The 18,328-nt window shown below is 33.6% G+C and carries 14 protein-coding genes and 1 pseudogene; all 15 read left to right on the top strand.

Going from position 1 to position 18,328, the window contains the following annotated elements:
• Positions 1-93: 93 nt before the first annotated feature.
• On the top strand, positions 94-600 hold the full coding sequence (locus G6Z82_RS04555) for a GNAT family N-acetyltransferase (protein ID WP_006735265.1): 507 nt from the start codon (positions 94-96) through the stop codon (positions 598-600).
• A 117-nt stretch (positions 601-717) separates the two neighbouring features.
• Entirely contained in the window at positions 718-1,254 is a 537-nt protein-coding gene (locus G6Z82_RS04550; protein ID WP_006729689.1) for a histidine phosphatase family protein, read from the top strand.
• Positions 1,255-1,595: 341 nt separating this feature from the next.
• On the top strand, positions 1,596-2,183 hold the full coding sequence (locus G6Z82_RS04545) for a type IV toxin-antitoxin system AbiEi family antitoxin domain-containing protein (RefSeq protein ID WP_006729690.1): 588 nt from the start codon (positions 1,596-1,598) through the stop codon (positions 2,181-2,183).
• A pseudogene (locus G6Z82_RS04540) lies at positions 2,180-3,021 on the top strand (nucleotidyl transferase AbiEii/AbiGii toxin family protein). Before G6Z82_RS04545 ends, G6Z82_RS04540 begins: the two are co-directional and overlap by 4 nt.
• Positions 3,022-3,651: 630 nt before the next feature.
• The gene (locus G6Z82_RS04535; RefSeq protein WP_164785848.1) at positions 3,652-4,257 is read left to right on the top strand and encodes a DUF4097 family beta strand repeat-containing protein; all 606 of its coding nucleotides are present in this window, start codon (positions 3,652-3,654) and stop codon (positions 4,255-4,257) included.
• A 214-nt stretch (positions 4,258-4,471) separates the two neighbouring features.
• Entirely contained in the window at positions 4,472-5,539 is a 1,068-nt protein-coding gene (locus G6Z82_RS04530) for an acyltransferase (protein ID WP_164785847.1), read from the top strand.
• A gap of 225 nt (positions 5,540-5,764) precedes the next feature.
• Positions 5,765-7,111: a YSIRK-type signal peptide-containing protein gene (locus G6Z82_RS06760; RefSeq protein ID WP_164785846.1), complete on the top strand. Its 1,347-nt coding sequence runs from the start codon at positions 5,765-5,767 to the stop codon at positions 7,109-7,111.
• A 14-nt stretch (positions 7,112-7,125) separates the two neighbouring features.
• A complete protein-coding gene (locus G6Z82_RS06755) occupies positions 7,126-8,367 on the top strand; it encodes a hypothetical protein (RefSeq protein WP_241243729.1) in 1,242 nt (413 codons plus the stop codon).
• 75 nt (positions 8,368-8,442) lie between these two features.
• Complete coding sequence (locus tag G6Z82_RS06750) at positions 8,443-11,691, top strand: LPXTG cell wall anchor domain-containing protein (protein WP_241243728.1); 3,249 nt, start codon at positions 8,443-8,445, stop codon at positions 11,689-11,691.
• Positions 11,692-11,858: 167 nt separating this feature from the next.
• Positions 11,859-12,080, top strand: coding sequence for a helix-turn-helix transcriptional regulator (locus G6Z82_RS04505; RefSeq protein WP_006729695.1), 222 nt, complete (start codon positions 11,859-11,861; stop codon positions 12,078-12,080).
• Between the two features lie 4 nt (positions 12,081-12,084).
• Complete coding sequence (locus G6Z82_RS04500) at positions 12,085-12,507, top strand: hypothetical protein (RefSeq protein ID WP_006737000.1); 423 nt, start codon at positions 12,085-12,087, stop codon at positions 12,505-12,507.
• Positions 12,508-13,106: 599 nt separating this feature from the next.
• Positions 13,107-13,301: a YSIRK-type signal peptide-containing protein gene (locus G6Z82_RS04495; RefSeq protein ID WP_006731140.1), complete on the top strand. Its 195-nt coding sequence runs from the start codon at positions 13,107-13,109 to the stop codon at positions 13,299-13,301.
• Between the two features lie 106 nt (positions 13,302-13,407).
• The gene (locus G6Z82_RS06590) at positions 13,408-16,047 is read left to right on the top strand and encodes a MucBP domain-containing protein (RefSeq protein WP_164785845.1); all 2,640 of its coding nucleotides are present in this window, start codon (positions 13,408-13,410) and stop codon (positions 16,045-16,047) included.
• The gene (locus tag G6Z82_RS04480) at positions 16,020-17,555 is read left to right on the top strand and encodes a MucBP domain-containing protein (RefSeq protein WP_338142646.1); all 1,536 of its coding nucleotides are present in this window, start codon (positions 16,020-16,022) and stop codon (positions 17,553-17,555) included. Before G6Z82_RS06590 ends, G6Z82_RS04480 begins: the two co-directional genes overlap by 28 nt.
• A gap of 186 nt (positions 17,556-17,741) precedes the next feature.
• Positions 17,742-18,128, top strand: coding sequence for a TM2 domain-containing protein (locus G6Z82_RS04475; protein ID WP_164785844.1), 387 nt, complete (start codon positions 17,742-17,744; stop codon positions 18,126-18,128).
• Positions 18,129-18,328: the final 200 nt, after the last annotated feature.

Raw genomic sequence — 18,328 nt, 5'->3', positions numbered from 1 at the left:
TGGTTGTATGTGTAGTTTAGTTTATTACAATGAAAGCTAAACAGACTAGTAATCTAATTTTAAAGAATTGTATATTAAGAATAAGGAGCACTTATGAGATTAATTAGACCAAATAATCAATATATCCAAGGTTATATAGAAGCAAATGAAGAAGATGAAATGTTTAGGCCGAATGCAGAAAGACGTTTTAATCACCCTGAAACAATTGTAGAGAGTTCTTATAATTTGGAACATGGTATAAATTTACCTACAAATTATGTTAAATCTACTACATTTTGGCTGATAGATAATGAAAAATTTATTGGCGAAATTAGTATTAGGCATGAATTAAATTCTTTTTTAATTAACTATGGTGGTCACATAGGGTACGAAATTAGACAATCTGAATGTATGAAGGGCTATGGAACAAAAATGCTTTCTATGGCACTTGCATATTGTAAAGAGACTTTGAATCTACATAAGGTTTTGATTACGTGTGATGATGACAATATCGGATCAATAAAAGTTATAGAGAATAATGGTGGAATTTTGGAAAACAAAGTGAAAAACAGCCTGTCAAGAGGAAATGTTATAACAAGAAGGTATTGGATTAATCTATAGGAAAAAAGAGCAATTTTGTTCAATCATCTGAATGAATAACAAGCAAGGACATTAAAAAAATATGTTGACAACGTAAAAGAAGCCAAGAATGTAAAAGATGGAGTTAGATATTTTAAAATGATTTATTTAATGAGACATGGTGCAGATCCAGTTGATCGTTATGGTGGATGGAGTGAATATGGGTTAACTGAAGTTGGTAGGTCACAGGTTAATAGTGCAAAGCATAAATTATTAGGAAAAGGTATCACTGGTATCTATTCAAGTGATTTAAACCGAGCAAAAGAAACCGCTGAAATTGTGGCAGATGTACTTTCTTTGAAAATCACATATTTGCCACAATTTCGTGAAGTTAATAATGGATTATTAGCTGGTATGAAAAAAGTAGAAGCTGTAGAAAAATATCCTGGTAAATATTTTAGAACACTTGATTGGGCAGAAACATGGCCTGAGGGTGAAAGCCCTGAACAATTTTTTCGCCGTATTAAAAGTGCATGGTATAGTTTTAAAAAAAAGGTTGGAAGCAGAAATGTGTTATTGGTCACTCATGGCGGAGTAATTAATATAATATTGTGTTTAGAAAATGGCATATTTTATACTAATAAAGAATTACATTTTAAAATAAATGATGCAGAAATCATACAAATGGATGTATAAATCTTATATTGATGAGAAATGATTATTGGAATTTTCTCTAGGCTTTTTATATTCAAAAATCAAGCTATTAAGCCAATAGTATACCTTTTGCGATATTTTCCTATTGGTAAAAAGTGTAGATATACTGACCACTCAATCCATTTGGAGTGCATAGTATTGACACAAAAAATATAATTAATTCATTTTGTACTTTCTATAAGAGTAGCTTAAAAGGGTGCTCTTTTTTTATTGAAGGAAGTAAGGATTCGTTACATCCTTTTTAAAAAGGAAAACTCATAAGTCGCTTTTACATATTCGCTTTTATAATATATAATAAAAGCGTAAATGAGAGAAGGCGGACTATGAATACACTTAAAGAATATATAAAAGAAAATATAGTAATCACAAACAAAGAAGCAGAGAAATTTGGATATACTAGGTATAATCTATCAGAATTAACAAAGAGCGGGCAACTAGAAAGATTAAGACCAGGACTATATCAGTTAAAGGGAAAAGTAATAGATGATTTTGTTTTAATATCATCCAATAGTAATCGAATTATATTTTCCCATCAAACAGCCCTATACCTCCACGACCTATCAGATAGGACCCCTAGTGTATTCCATATATCTGTACCCCAAGGTTACAATGCAAGTCATATCAAAAAAAGATATGAAGACCTACAAGTTCACTATGTAAAAAAAGACTTATACGAAATAGGAAAGACAGAAATAAAATCACCACAAGGCAATCTTATTCCAATTTACGATATTGAAAGAACAATTTGCGATATCATAATTGACAGAAAAAAAATAGATAAGCAGATTTTTACAGATGCCATAAAAAGATACTTTAATTCAAACAATAAAAATCTAAGACGACTAATAAAATACAGTAGATTATTTAAAATAGAAGATGAAATTAGAAGATATATGGAGGTATTATCGTGATCAATATCGAGAGTATAAAGGGCAAGATAAGAAATCTGGCAGAGAAGAAAAATCTGAAGTCGCAAGAAGTTCTGCAAATATACTTTTTCGAGAGATTGTTAGAAAGATTATCTAAATCACAATACAAAAACAATTTTGTAATAAAAGGAGGATTCTTAATATCATCCTTAATTGGCATTGAAAATAGAACGACTATGGACATGGATACAACAATTAAAGGTATAGCTCTAAAAGAAGACAGAATAAAAGAAATCGTAGAAGAAATTTTAGATATTAATGTAGACGATGGAATAAGATTTTAAATAAAAGATATTAGTTATATTAGAGAAGAGGACAAATACGAGAACTTTAGAATTTCACTAATAGCAAATGTTGGAAAAACCCAAAACCCTATGAAAATTGACATAACAACAGGAGATGCAATAACACCACGGGAAATAGAATACGCATATCCATGTATTTTTAGCAAAAAAGATATAAAAATAATGGCATATCCATTAGAAACAATTTTAGCAGAAAAATATGAAACCATAATCAGAAGAAATATAACAACAACGCGAATGAGAGACTTTTATGACCTATACACTCTCTACAAACTTAAAAAAGATAAAATAAACTATGAAATTTTAAAAGAAGCAATAGAGAAGACCTCAAAGAAAAGAGGAGCCAAGATATAATGCAAGACTATGAGAAAATAATCGAGGATATAAAAGAAGATTCATACCTAAGATCCTTGTGGGACGTGTATCTCAAAGAAAATAAGTATATTGGAGATTTGAGCTTTGATAAAATTGTTGATGTGGTAACAATTTTATCAAATGATACAAAGTTGTGCTAACGAAAATGAGAATAGTAATGTTATGAGGAATAAAACTATTTTTTGTAAAGCCATTTTTCAAAGTCGTCTTGTTATGCTTTTGCTGTCAGGTTTGGAAAATTTGATTTAAAAGACAAGCCAGGCTCTGCTGTTCTAAAAGTACCAGGGTTTAAGAAAAAAGGTAATTTTGCTATAGGATATAAGAATAAATAGTAGTATTTTTCACTTGATGTTTAGTGCGAATGTTGAAATGGTGTAAATAATCGCAATGTTACAAATCCAGCCTAGGGGAATTTCCTCTAGGCTGTTTTTACATAAAATTGCAAATATGTTATCAATCGAGATACTAGTAAATTTATACTCACATTGATTTTTGATGAAGGACTATTCCTAGATATACATCATGCAGATAAAAGTGCATTCTTAAGGCATTTTATAGAAGAATACGATGTTGCGGAAGATGTTCACTGAACTGGAAATATTAATAATGAAAAGATTTCGTTGATTATCTAGACAAATAGTATATTTATCAAATAATATATTTATTAAGATTATTACAGAAATTAGAAAGAATGAGAAATCTTATTTGCTTAATGATCTATTTTATAATTATTTGATACAAAGTTGTGTTAATAAAAAGGAGACACTCAAATGGCTAATAGTAGGAAGTTTGTAGCAAAAACAAAAGATGTTAGCTTAACTGTGAAAAGGGCTGAATCTTTTAGCATTAGTTATGTTGACTGTGAAAAAGATATGTTTCAGATTGAAGAAAATCAAGACGGTATAAAATTCTTCCAAAGAGAAAAGGCGTCGGCTTGCTACTGGTTTGGTTGGTTAGCTAAAGGCAATCCTGAAGTCGTTATTATGTTGCCAGAAGATGTTGATGTTTGTGAGATTGAAGCTGAGGTAAATCAAGTCTTGGTAACAGATATTAAAGCTGACAAGATTTATGTAAAGGTTAAAAATGGCAAAGCGGCAGTAAGAAATGTTCAGGCAAATGATGATGTTTTTATAAAGTGCGTTAATGGAAAAGCTGTAGCACATAATGTTGAATCTACTACTTCTTGCACAGTGGATACGCTAAATGGCATGAGCGTTTTAGAAGGAACAATTACCAGGGATGCAAGTCTTGAAGTAACTTGTAAAAATGGCATTACCGAGGTGTCTGACAAGAATAAAGTTAATCTTGGGTGCAGAACAGACGGATGTGCTCACTATGTTGTGCATTGCCTTAATGGAAAAGCTGCTGTGAAGTAATTGGCAAGGATTATTTAATTATCAACAATAAATTTGGTTGAGGATATATTTTCTTGTACCTTAAAAATTTATGTATGAGAATACGCTAACTTAGAGGGATGCTACACGGAGTGCTTTTCAAAGAAATTGGACTTTTTAAGGTTTTAAATGTTACCATCATAAATGGGTTTATGTAAAAAAGATTACAAAGGACACATTTGTAGATGGAGGATATATGAAGAGAAAAATATATTGTGATTATCTTCGGCTAATAGCTACATTCGCAGTAGTTGTACTTCATGTGTCAGCTTCAAATTGGTACGGGGCTGATGTTCACGGATTGGCTTGGCAGTCGTTTAATTTCTATGATAGTGCAACACGATGGTCAGTACCTATTTTCGTCATGATAAGTGGTGCCTTATTTTTAGGCAGAGAAATACCAATAAAGAAAATATATAGTAAGTATATTTTACGGTTGGTAGTAGCATTTTTTACTTGGAATTTATTTTATGCGATAGTGACGCAAGAAACGAGTAGGCACTGTATAATTTATGGACTAAAAACCCATAAGGAAGCCATAGTTTCAGGACATTATCATATGTGGTTTGTAATAATGATTATAGCTCTATATATGTGCATACATACCATTTTGCAAAAGATTGTGTCTGATACTTTAACCACAAAATATTTTTTAATATTGTCATTTGTATTTTCAATGATGATTCCGTGGATAGTTCAACTGTTAAAAGATTATGTAGTTGGTAGTAATGAACAATTAGTAAAATTTGTTGGCATAGTCAATTCAAAATTATCTATTATGAGTATGAATATGATGTTGGGATACTCTTTTTATTTTGTACTAGGATATTATATGGATAAGATTGAACTCAATAAAAAGCAGCGAATAATCATTTATATCTTAGGGATTATTGGCTTGACATTTACTATTTTGGTAGATTTGAATTTAGCACTCAAAACGCATCAACCATGTGGTAATTATTATGGTAATTTCCGTGTTAATGTTTTCTTAGAAGTAGTGGCTGTGTACACATTCTTTAAATATCTCAAATATAAAAATTGGCGACTGAATAAGTTCGTTTACCTAATTTCACAATATACTTTAGGAATATATTTGATCCATGCATTCTTTATTGAAAAGTATGCATCGATTTTTAAATTTAACACGTTATCATTTAATGCAATAGTATCAGTGCCAGTAGTTTCAGTTGTTGTGTTTGTCAGTGCAATAATAGTATCAGCGTTATTGAAGTATATTCCAATTATAAAAAAATATTGTGTATAGATTGAAAAGACAGTAGATTATTTCGCTGTCTTTTTTTTTATTTTGCATAGTTATTTGGACGTTTGTAAAGCAGATGAGTATAAAAATGATGAGCATATATTTTGCTAAAAGCAAGGCAATTATTATATAAATTATTATATAATTATAGTGATTAAGTTCTAATGAATCTATTGATTTAATCGCTTAAGCAATGTGTTAGAAGTAGTAACTAAAAGGAGAATTAATATGAAAAATAATAAAAATCATAATTTGATAGAACGTTCAAATTATGAAAAAATTACGCACTATTCGATTCGAAAAGTTAGTTTTGGTGCTGCAAGTGTTGCGATAGCAGTAGCATTTATGTTTTTGGGTGGCAGATCTGTATCTGCAGCTGAAACCAATAACGCACCAACTACTAATCAAAGTGCTGCTGCAAATACTAAAGATGAGGCAGCTAATCAAGTTTTTAATGCTCCAAGCAAGGACGCTAATGTAACTGAGCTTAATACTAAGCTGCAAGATTTACCGGATAAAATTAAAAATAATACCAAAATCAATGATATGGATCAATTAGGAGCAACTACTGGAGTAGAAGCTGGTAAGGTAAAAGATATCACAGAATTTGGTGGCTGGACTGCTATTAAGGATAAGGATGGACAAGGTCATTTCATTATTGCAAGAAAATCTGACAAGGGTGTATTTCCAATTGAAACTGTTAATTCAGTAAGACAGGGTGATAATAAACTTGTAACGTGGTTAAATGAAAGTACTTTTGATCGTAAAGGTCAATATATGCTTTTCTTAGGTAATGTTAGAACAGAAATTAATAAGGACAAACCTGTAACTGCTGGTACACAATACAATAGTCATGAAGACCAAACAAATTTCGGAAAGGGTCTGGTTGGCTACAATGGTATCGAGAAGACTTTTAAAGCTTATTCACCAGAAACTGGATCTAAAGTCAATATTGCGTTTAAGACTGGTTTTACTGGAGATATGAATGGTCGTAAAGCCAAGTATAAAGTAGAAGTAATTGCTAAGACGGCTGATGGTAAAACTGAAAAAATTTATGAGCAAACGTTTGATCCATCACAAGGTATTGATAATAAGGATATGAAAGTAACACCTGCAACTATTGGTGGCAATGCTTACTTTACAATGGATAAGAGTTCTTCAAAGGATAAATTTAATGAGAAGATTAGTGAACTTTCTGATAAATTAGGTAAAAATTCTGGAACATTCACTAGTAAAAATATTACCCTAAAACCAGGAGTAGTATCATATATTACTCGTATAAGTGCTGCAGATAATAATCAATTAGGTATGGGCTTCAATACTAATTGGGAGCATGTTGCCCTTCCAGTTTCAGGTACAGATTTCGATATTGATCAGGATACAAATACTTTAGCTAAAGATCTTTTGAAGAAAATTTATAACAAATTAATTGCTACTAAAGATAAAGATGAACGGGGAATGACCGAAGAATCTAAAAAAGCTTATGATGATCAACTAGAAGCTGTCAAGAAGATATTAGATGCTACAACTTTATCTGAAACAAAAGATTACAAGACAGAAATAAGACTACATTAGAAAAGCATAAGGGCTTGACTGTCGATAAATCTGGCTTAGAGCAAAATAAAAAAGCATTAGACGACTTTATAGCAAGCATCTCAACAGATGGTAAGACTAAAGATAGTAAAGATGCATACGATGTTAAGAAAACAGAAGCAGATACGGCTGTGGCTGACGCTAAGAAAGTATTAGATAATCAAGCAGCAACTGTTGATGAAGTAGCTGATGCATTAGCTAATGTTAAAATTAAAAAAGCAGAATTGGCAGAAGCCAAAGCTAAGTTAGTCGATGTGATGACTGGTGATCAAAAAGCTGACTTAGCAAAAGCGGAAGAGACATTAAAATTACCTGATACAAAGGAAAAGACTCCTGCTAGTGTCGCTGCTTATCAAGCTGCTATGGATAAGATCCAGGCTGATTTAACAGCAGCTAAAACGACTGCCGATGAAGTCATCAATAAAAAAGAAAATGCTACTAAAGCAGAAGCCACTGACGCTCAAGTTAAGATTGCTTTAGTTAAAGTAAAGCTAGTAGAAGCTGCTGCTTTATTAAAAGATAAAGCTGATAAAACAACTTTAAAGGCAGCTAAAGATGAGCTAGCAAAATTAACTAGCGAAGCAGATCCAACCACGGGCAAAACTCAGACAAGTAAAGATGCATATGATAAAGCCAAAAGATCCGCAACACAAGCAGAAGCTGATGCTCAGAAAGTCATTGATGATGATAATGCTACACTTGAAGCAGTTACTGCTGCATTAACCGAAGTTCATACTAAAAATGCAGAATTGGAAAAGGCAAAACTAGCTTTAGTTGATTCTATTACTGATGAGCAAAAGAATGCATTAGCTAAAGTTGACGATCTTTTAAAATTAGCAGATACTCAAGGTAAAACTCCGGACAGCGTAACAAAATACAATGACGAAATTGCTAAGATAAAAGATGATTTGGAAAAAGCTAAGAATGCAGCTAAGGAAATAGTAAATAAAGCAAATGAAAAAGAAGCTTCAAAAGCAGAAGCAGAGACAGTGTTAGCTAAAGTTGCTACCTTGAATTCTAAGTTGGTAGATGCAGTTGCTATTTTAAAGGATCAGGCTGATAAGAATGAATTAATTGCAGCTCAAATGGCATTGGAAGGCTTAACTAGCGAAGCAGATCCAACAACAGGCAAGACAAAAGCAAGTAAAGATGCATATAATCAAGCCAAAACAGCCGCAAAACAAGCAGAAACTGAAGCTCAGACAGTAATTAATGATGCCAATGCTACTCCTAAATAAGTTGCAGAAGCATTAGCTAAAGTTAATGACAAAAAAGCAGCCTTAGAAGAAGCTAAGACTAAGTTAGTTGATGCTATGACTAATGAACAAAAGCTAGACTTAGCTAAAGTAGAAGACGATTTAAAATTACCTGACACAGATACAAAGACGCCTGATAGTGTTAAAGCATATAATGACGCTATTAAACAATTCCAAGCAGAATTAGAAACTGCCAAGCAAGAAGCTAAAACATTTCATGACAAAGGCGATAACGCAACTAAGGCAGAAGCAACCGCTGCTCAGGAAAAGGTAGCTGCAGTTAAAGAAAAATTAACCAAAGCAGTTGATTTATTAAAAGATAAAGCTGATAAAACGGCTTTAAAGGCAGCAAAAGAAGATTTAGCAAAATTAACTAAGGAAGCAGATCCAACTCCAGGCAAAACGCCAGCAAGTAAAGCTGTATATGATAAAGCAAAAGCAGATGCAACCAAAGCAGAAACTGCCGCTCAGACAATTATTGATGATGAAAATGCTACACCTGAAGCAGTAGCCGATGAATTAGCTAAAGTTAATAAAAAGAAAGCAGATTTAGAAGAAGCTAAGACTAAGTTAGTTGATGCCATAACTGCTGATCAAAAAGCAGCATTAGCTAAAGTAGCAGATGATTTAAAATTAGCAGATACTAAGGGCAAAACATCTAACAGTGTAAATGCATATAATACTGAAATTGCTAAGATACAGGATGAATTGGCCCAAGCTAAGCAGACAGCTAAGGAAATTATAGACAAAAAAGACGAAGCATCAAAAGCAGAGGCACATGAACTGCTAGCTAAAGTTGCTACTTTAAATTCCAAACTTGTAACAGCTGCTGGTGCTCTAAAAGATCAAGCAGTAAAGACTGAATTAGTTGCAGCTAAAAAGAAATTGGAAAGTTTAATCAAAGAAGATCCAACCAAAGACAAGACTACAACAACCAAAACTGCTTATGATAATGTTAAGAAGACTGCAGAACAATTGTTAACAAAGGCTCAGAACCTTATTGCAGATGATAATGCTACTCAAGATGATGTTGATGCTATATTAGAAAACCTTTTATTTAAGCCTGATGATTTAGCAGATGCTAAAACCAAATTAGTTGACGCTATAACAGCTGAACAAAAAGCAGCATTAGCTAAAGTAGCAGATGACTTGAAATTAGCAGAAACTACAGGCAAGACTCCTGATAGTGTTAAAGCCTACAATGATGCTGTTGAACAAATCAAAGCCGAATTAGAAGCTGTTAAGCAAGCAGCTAAAGCAGTACAAGATAAAGGCGATGACGCAACTAAGGCAGAAGCCACTGCTGTTCAAGACAAGGTAGCTGCAGTTAAAGCAAAATTAACTAAAGCTGCAGAATTGTTGAAAGATAAAGCTGATAAAGATGCTTTAAAGACAGCTAAAGCCGAGCTGGCAAAATTAACTAGCGAAGCAGATCCAACCAATGGCAAGACTTCGGCAAGTAAATCGGTATATGATCAAGCAAAAGCGGACGCAACCCAAGCAGAAGCTGATGCTCAGAAAGTTATTGATGATGACAATGCCACTGCTGAAACAGTCGCTGCAGCATTAACTAAAGTGAACGAAAAGAAAGCAGCTTTAGCAGATGCTAAAGATAAATTAGTTGATGCTATAACAGCTGACCAAAAAGTCGCATTAGCTAAAGTAGCAGACGACTTGAAATTAGCAGAAACCACAGGAAAAACTCCTGACAGTGTTAAAGCCTACAATGATGCTGTTGAACAAATCAAAGCCGAATTAGAAACTGTTAAGCAAGCAGCTAAAACAGTACAAGATAAAGGCGATGACGCAACCAAGGCAGAAGCAACTGCTGTTCAAGACAAGATAGCTGCAGTTAAAGCAAAATTAACTAAAGCTGCAGAATTGTTGAAAGATAAAGCTGATAAAGAGACTTTAAAGGCAGCAAAAGACGAGCTGGCAAAATTAACTAGCGAAGCAGATCCAACAAATGGCAAAACTCAGACAAGTAAAGCTGTATATGATCAAGCAAAAGCGGACGCAACCCAAGCAGAAGCTGATGCTCAGAAAGTTATTGATGATGACAATGCCACTGCTGAAACAGTCGCTGCAGCATTAACTAAAGTGAACGAAAAGAAAGCAGCTTTAGCAGATGCTAAAGATAAATTAGTTGATGCTATAACAGCTGACCAAAAAGTCGCATTAGCTAAAGTAGCAGACGACTTGAAATTAGCAGAAACCACAGGAAAAACTCCTGACAGTGTTAAAGCCTACAATGATGCTGTTGAACAAATCAAAGCCGAATTAGAAACTGTTAAGCAAGCAGCTAAAACAGTACAAGATAAAGGCGATGACGCAACCAAGGCAGAAGCAACTGCTGTTCAAGACAAGATAGCTGCAGTTAAAGCAAAATTAACTAAAGCTGCAGAATTGTTGAAAGATAAAGCTGATAAAGAGACTTTAAAGGCAGCAAAAGACGAGCTGGCAAAATTAACTAGCGAAGCAGATCCAACAAATGGCAAAACTCAGACAAGTAAAGCTGTATATGATCAAGCAAAAGCGGACGCAACCCAAGCAGAAGCTGATGCTCAGAAAGTTATTGATGATGACAATGCCACTGCTGAAACAGTCGCTGCAGCATTAACTAAAGTGAACGAAAAGAAAGCAGCTTTAGCAGATGCTAAAGATAAATTAGTTGATGCTATAACAGCTGACCAAAAAGTCGCATTAGCTAAAGTAGCAGACGACTTGAAATTAGCAGAAACCACAGGAAAAACTCCTGACAGTGTTAAAGCCTACAATGATGCTGTTGAACAAATCAAAGCCGAATTAGAAGCTGTTAAGCAAGCAGCTAAAACAGTACAAGATAAAGGCGATGACGCAACCAAGGCAGAAGCAACTGCTGTTCAAGACAAGATAGCTGCAGTTAAAGCAAAATTAACTAAAGCTGCAGAATTGTTGCAAGATCAAGTGAGTGAATCGCACACAGATCCTGTAGAAATCGATACACCAACTGATTTAGACAATCCAACTAATTTGGATATCACGACTAATTTGGATAATCAAAATAATGTATCTAATAATCAAGATTCAAATGCAGATAAAATAGTTCAAATAGTAACTAAACCAACCGAAACAAAAGTTACTACAACAGAAAACAACCAAGGCAACGGTACCACCACAACTGTAGAATCAAAAGCTAATAAACAAAATCAAGCAAAATTACCTAATACAGGTGAAAAATATTCTACAGCAACGATTATGGTAGCTATTGCTGGAATTTTATTAGGATTTGGATTAGCAGCTGGTCGTCGTAAAGAAAAAGAATAATCATAAAATTTTTAAACACTATAATACCTTCAAAAAGACAACTTTTTGAGGGTATTTTTTGTGCAATATGATACATAAATTTATCTAGCAAAATATTGATTAAAGATTACCAAAATGGTACTATAAATGTAACCAAAATTGAATAAAAACATAAGGAAGCAAGGTACATGCCTGAATTAGAAGTGGATAATAAAATATGCGAGTATAGAAAAGCATTGGGACTATCGCAACATAAGTTGGCTAAAGCAGTTGGGCTAAAAAGGCGGTCAATTATGGCTTATGAAAATAAAACAATTAGTCCCACGGTAGAGACTGCATATAAAATATGTAAGGTCTTAGGCAAAGACATTAAAGAAGTTTTTATATTTAAAGATATCAAGGAGGACTAGTAAGATGGGCATTTTTTTAACGAGAAACGCAGATATTCACCATATGGTACAAAAAAATTTTGGTAAAACCGATAATTATCTTGTAGCAAATAAACATAATGACTGTTTAAAAGGCTTGTTCAAATTACTATTAAGTAGGCTTTACTACATATTTGATGGTGGCAGAATGTTCGTGTTGTATTTTGACAATCAGGGCATACATGAGAAGGAAATAAGTTTTACAGACAATGCACCTTTTTTGCTGATTCCTTGGCATGAGGTACGCAATTTTAAAGTAAAAGATAAGAGAAATAAGGTATATATAGATGTTGATCACTTGGGGAAAATTTATTCATATGAAATAGATTTTAATGGTAAGTTACCGCAAGGTAATCGCGAACGCTTTATGCAATTGAGTGAGCATAATTTCTATCGTGGCAGTTTATAGTTTTGATTTTGGGATAATTTGTATCGTCAGCTTAGTAGGAACAGCCTTACCAAAGAATAAGCATATCGATGAATAATGAAACATAAAATGTTTTGTAGTTTCTGCTTTATTTATTAGGTGCTATAATGATTGTATGGATTAATGGTGCATGGTAACCTCCACTTCGGAATATATTATTTACGTGATGCATAGGGACAGATAATATTTATTAATTAGTTATTCTCTAACTGCTGTTAGTGAGTTTTCAGTTAGAGTTTTATGTATTTTTTGATATTTTTGTACATAAGTAAAATTGAGCATGCTACCATTAATCTGGTTTGATTATGAAAGGGATACATTAATTTGTATCCCTTTTTTGTTTGAATATAAAATGTATACTGCTTGTAGCATTTTTTTACAAAAGCTTTAATATTTTTTATTAAATATCATAACTATGATATAATTTAATTGGGAGGATTTAATTTTTAGTATTGTGTTAATTTCTTCCAAAAATTTTGGGTCGAGTTATAGGGAAAATTACTATAGACTGACTGACTGATTGATGTTGTTACATTGATTGATAGGCAAACTATTTGTTTTTTATATAAGGAGGTAACTATATGAATGATAAAATGCAAATGCACCGCCTGATTGAACAGAAACGTATCGAAGGAGCTGATAAAAAGCCAAGATATGGTATGAGAAAACTGACAATAGGTACAGTTTCCTGCTTACTTGGTTTTGCATCTTTATTAGCGTTTACTACACCTAATTTTTCACAAGCTGCTGAAAGCGGTAACACGGGGGGAAAATAATTCTCTAATAACGGGTACAGTTCCAAAAGAAAATAAAAGTTCATCTGAAGAGGGTGAAAAACTAATAGCTCCTAGAGATGTTAGTGGTGAACTTGAAAATTTAAAAATGGTGATTTCAGGTAATACTAACGAAAATGCAACTACCATTCACCCGCTTCGCTCTAGTGCACCTGATGATAACACTACCGATCAAGAGATGAGATACAAAATCGCTTTTGATATAGATAAAAATACCGTAAAAGAAGGAGACTACTTTGATGTCGACCTTTCTAAAAATGTAAATCTATACGGATCAACTACTAAATATTCTGATATTTCTACAAAACTTTATATAGGTAATGATGTAGTAGCAAAAGGTGTATATGATGTTGAAAAACATAAAATGAGATATACATTTACTAAAAATGCAGAAAAATATGGTCGTTTCCATCAAGAAATAAGCGAACCTCTTTTTATCGATCCAACAGAAGTACCATTTGACACAAAGGATCTACCTGTTCAAGCAACTATAGGAAAACACAAAGCTGAAAAAAAAGTAGCTATTGACTATAGAGTGCCAGTAGCAGAAGGTGAGGCTGATATAGATAGTAATAGTGTTGCTACACTTTATGATATTAATGAACAAGCCGGAACATATAAAGAAACTATTTATGTTAATAACCAAGGAAAACCGCAAAATGGCACAAAAATGATAATAGAAAATGGAGATCAAAACTCTTCCACAACATTTGACGGTCAAGTTCTAAATAGCGTTAAAGTTTATAAAGTAAAAGATCCTTACAAACTTAAAGGAAGTATGGATTATGACGCAGAAAATCTAGAAGAGCTAAAACCTTCACAATTTGAAAAAAAATTAAAAGACGATCACAGTGGTATCGAAATTAATTTAAAAAACAAAGGGTCAAATGACGTCTATGTTATTAGCTATAGTGGTAAATACGATGCCTCTAAAGCTGCTAATGTTAAAACAACAGCTATAGCAGACCCAGAAAATAAACCTACAAAAACAGCATCACACATTGCTTCAGTTTCACTAAAAGACCCAGAAGATGCAAACGAAACTGCAAAAGGATCTTTTTATGATATGCATATCTATCAAACAGTAGATAAAAATGGAAATCTTATCAAAACAGACAGTATCAAAGAATTTCAGCACTACAGCAAAGGAACAGAAAACGAATCTTATGAAACTGAAAAAATAGACGAACCCGGGTATACTTTAAACAAAGTTGTAGCTCAAAATAAAGCTATATGTAATCAAGACGGTTCAAAAGCAACTGGTAATTTTACAGATAGAATTACAAAATCAGTAACTTACTACTATACAAGACAAAATAATAAAGGATTCTTCAAAGAACACCATGTTTATCAAACAGTAGACGATCAAGGAAATGTACTATCAACAGACTACGTCGAATCTGGAAACTTACAAGACGGCGATGAAAATCAAAAATACACAGCTAAAAAACAAGATTTAGAAGGTTACACTTTTACCCATGTTGAAGATGTAGATGGAACTCGTAAAACTGATGATTCAGTAACAGGAAACTTTGAAACTGATAAAACTAAAAAAGCTACATTCTTCTATCAAAAAGTAGTTAAAAAAGGACGTTTCAAGGAAACACACATTTATATAACTAAAGATAAAACAACAGGTAAAATAGTAGGTAAAGAAGTAGTTGAAGGTGACTTGAAATCTGGAAGTAACGGAGATAAATACACTACAGAGAAAAAAGACAAAGACGGATACAAACTTACAGAAGTAAAAGCCACAGAAAATAATCCTTCATTTGATAAAAATGGTAAAAAAACAGAAGGAACTTATGTAGAAGGACAAACACAAAAAGTTCAATATACTTATGAAAAAGAAGTTTCTACTGGAACATTCACCGAAACTCATGTCTATATAACTAAAGATGATGAAGGAAATATAGTAAGTAAAGAAATAGTTACAAAAGAACCACAAAGAGGAGAAAGCTCTGAAGAATATACTACTGGAAAAATAGATAAAGACGGATTTACATTTAAAGAAGCAAAAGATCCTAAAGAAGACCCTACTTATTCTAAAAAAGACGGAGCAACAACTAAAGGTAAGTTCAAAGAAGGCAAAGACCAAGCTATTACTTACGTCTATGAAAAAGTAGTTCAAAAAGAAAAACCTGCTCCTACACCAGTTTTGAAAAAAGGTAATTTCAAAGAAACTCACGTCTATGTCACTAAAGATGAAGATGGCAAAGTTGTAAGCACTGATAGAGTTGAAAAAGAAGTTTCTGGTAATGAGGGCGATGAATACACTACTGGTAAAGTAGATAAAGAAGGATTTAAATTTGTTAAAACTCAAGACCCTAAAGAAAATCCTAGCTATTCAGACAAAGGTGATTCTACTAAAGGAAAATTTGTAGGAGATAAAACTCAAGAAATTACTTACGTTTATGAAAGAACAGTTCAAAAAGAAACACCAGCTCCAGCCCCAGAACCGAAGAAGGGATCTTTCAAGGAAACGCATATCTATAGAGTTGTAGATGAAGACGGTAAGGTTATCAGCGAGAGTAGCACTGAAAGAGTAGTCAGTGGAACTGAAAAAGAAGAGTACACGACAGGTAAGGTAGACAAAGAAGGTTATACATTTAAGAATACGCAGGATGCTAAAGAGAATCCAAAATATTCAGAAAAAGGAGAACCAACCAAGGGTAAATTTGTCGGCGATAAGACGCAAGCATTACCTATGTATACGAAAAGAAGGTAGCTAAACCTGCTCCAGCCCCAGAACCAAAGAAGGGCTCCTTCAAAGAAACTCATATTTATAGAGTTGTAGACGAAGACGGTAAGGTCATCAGCGAGAGTAGCACTGAAAGAGTAGTCAGTGGTACAGAAAAAGAAGAATACACGACAGGCAAGGTAGACAAAGAAGGTTATACATTTAAGAATACGCAGGATGCTAAAGAGAATCCAAAATATTCAGAAAAAGGAGAACCAACCAAGGGTAAATTTGTCGGCGATAAGACGCAAGCAATTACCTATGTCTACGAAAAGAAGGTAGCTAAACCAGCTCCAGCCCCAGAACCGAAGAAGGGATCCTTCAAAGAAACTCATATTTATAGAGTTGTAGATGAAGATGGTAAGGTCATCAGCGAGAGTAGCACTGAAAGAGTAGTCAGTGGTACAGAAAAAGAAGAATACACGACAGGCAAGGTAGACAAAGAAGGTTATACATTTAAGAATACGCAGGATGCTAAAGAGAATCCAAAATATTCAGAAAAAGGAGAACCAACCAAGGGTAAATTTGTCGGCGATAAGACGCAAGCAATTACCTATGTCTACGAAAAGAAGGTAGCTAAACCTGCTCCAGCCCCAGAACCGAAGAAGGGATCTTTCAAGGAAATTCACATTTATGTTACTAAGGATGAAGACGGTAAGGTCGTTAAGACAGAACAAAATGAAAATAAAGTTGATGGACGAGACGGCGATGAGTACACAACCGAAAAGAATGAAAAAGACGGATTCAAATTTGTGAAAACACAAGATCCAAAAGATAATCCAACTTATTCAACAGAAGGTAAGAGTACGACAGGCAAGATAGTTGGTAACAAGGACCAATCCATAACCTATGTTTATGAAAAAATAGTTAAGAAGGAAAAACCAACACCATGTCCAGTATGTCCAACACCTAAGCCAGAGCCAAAGAGTGGATCCTTCAAGGAAATTCACATTTATGTTACTAAGGATGAAGACGGTAAGGTCGTTAAGACAGAACAAAATGAAAATAAAGTTGATGGACGAGACGGCGATGAGTACACAACCGAAAAGAATGAAAAAGACGGATTCAAATTTGTGAAAACACAAGATCCAAAAGATAATCCAACTTATTCAACAGAAGGTAAGAGTACGACAGGCAAGATAGTTGGCAACAAGGACCAATCCATAACCTATGTTTATGAAAAGGTAGTTAAGAAGGAAAAACCAACTCCATGTCCAGTATGTCCAACGCCTAAGCCAGAGCCAAAGCCACAGCCGCAGCCAGAGCCAAAGCCAGAACCGCAGCCACAGCCGCAGCCAAAGCCAGAACCGCAGCCACAGCCAGAGCCAAAGCCAGAGCCAGAGCCACAACCTAAACCTAAACCAGAGCCAAAACCTGAACCAAAGAAATTACCACAGTCAGGTTCTTCAGAAGAAGGTTACGCATTAGGAATGGCTATGTTAGGATTGAGTGGATTAATGACTATAGTAGATATAAAACGAAAAAATGAAAAATAGTCGTTAAACTCAAAAAAGACAATAGTAGTATTACTAATATGAACCCCGAAATTCGAACCAGAATTTCGAGGTTTTTATTATGTTTACCTTATCTAAACAAGAAAAAATTGATATGTATAATTATTGACAAAATGAGATGAATGTTTATTATTAAACTTATATTTTTCACAAAACGAGGTATTAACCATGGCTAAAGTGTTAAAAACTAATATAAATAAGACAACTATTGGGTTAGATAACGGTTCCATTGAAGAAGTAGATACTGCTTCTTTAGATTTTATTCCTCAGGTAAATGATGAATTGGAAGTTTATAAAACTGGCGATGAAATTATTGTTAGAAAATGTAATAAAGAGCAATTTTATCATAATGGTAGAAGAGTAAATAAATTAGTTTATGCTTTGCTAGCAATTTTTTTAGGTAGTTTTGGTATTCATAAATTTTATGCAGGTCGGATGGTAGGTATTGTTTATATCCTTTTCTTTTGGACTTGTATACCTGGGCTTATTGGCTTTATTGAGGGTATTGCAGCATTGGTCAAGGAAGCTGACAGTGATGGTAATATCTATCTATAGAAATGGCGATTGAAAAAATAAAGATTAATTTCTAAATTTATCTCTAATTAATCTAACTTAATTAAATGAGTGAAAAGACTTCGAGATTATAAAATCTCGGGGTCTTTTTTTAAACAAAAAATTAGATTGTACCCATGAGCAGGAAACTTGAAAGTCGGGGGGGGTATACTAAAATTAAAGTGTATAGACGTCAAAAGACG

It is taken from the genome of Lactobacillus iners, assembly GCF_011058775.1.
GTDB classification, from domain to species: Bacteria; Bacillota; Bacilli; order Lactobacillales; family Lactobacillaceae; genus Lactobacillus; species Lactobacillus iners.
Note: the sequence above shows the minus strand (reverse complement) of the source record. Positions and strands in the feature narration are given on the sequence as shown.

Excerpts from the sequence above, each read along its gene's own strand:
- G6Z82_RS04550 (WP_006729689.1), top strand. The coding sequence starts at position 718 with ATGATTTATTTAATGAGACATGGTGCAGATCCAGTTGATCGTTATGGT.
- G6Z82_RS04500 (WP_006737000.1), top strand. The coding sequence starts at position 12,085 with ATGGGCATTTTTTTAACGAGAAACGCAGATATTCACCATATGGTACAA.
- G6Z82_RS06590 (WP_164785845.1), top strand. The coding sequence starts at position 13,408 with ATGGTGATTTCAGGTAATACTAACGAAAATGCAACTACCATTCACCCG.
- G6Z82_RS04495 (WP_006731140.1), top strand. The coding sequence starts at position 13,107 with ATGAATGATAAAATGCAAATGCACCGCCTGATTGAACAGAAACGTATC.
- G6Z82_RS06750 (WP_241243728.1), top strand. The coding sequence starts at position 8,443 with ATGACTAATGAACAAAAGCTAGACTTAGCTAAAGTAGAAGACGATTTA.
- G6Z82_RS04475 (WP_164785844.1), top strand. The coding sequence starts at position 17,742 with ATGGCTAAAGTGTTAAAAACTAATATAAATAAGACAACTATTGGGTTA.
- G6Z82_RS04535 (WP_164785848.1), top strand. The coding sequence starts at position 3,652 with ATGGCTAATAGTAGGAAGTTTGTAGCAAAAACAAAAGATGTTAGCTTA.
- G6Z82_RS06760 (WP_164785846.1), top strand. The coding sequence starts at position 5,765 with ATGAAAAATAATAAAAATCATAATTTGATAGAACGTTCAAATTATGAA.
- G6Z82_RS04505 (WP_006729695.1), top strand. The coding sequence starts at position 11,859 with ATGCCTGAATTAGAAGTGGATAATAAAATATGCGAGTATAGAAAAGCA.
- G6Z82_RS04555 (WP_006735265.1), top strand. The coding sequence starts at position 94 with ATGAGATTAATTAGACCAAATAATCAATATATCCAAGGTTATATAGAA.
- G6Z82_RS04545 (WP_006729690.1), top strand. The coding sequence starts at position 1,596 with ATGAATACACTTAAAGAATATATAAAAGAAAATATAGTAATCACAAAC.
- G6Z82_RS04530 (WP_164785847.1), top strand. The coding sequence starts at position 4,472 with ATGAAGAGAAAAATATATTGTGATTATCTTCGGCTAATAGCTACATTC.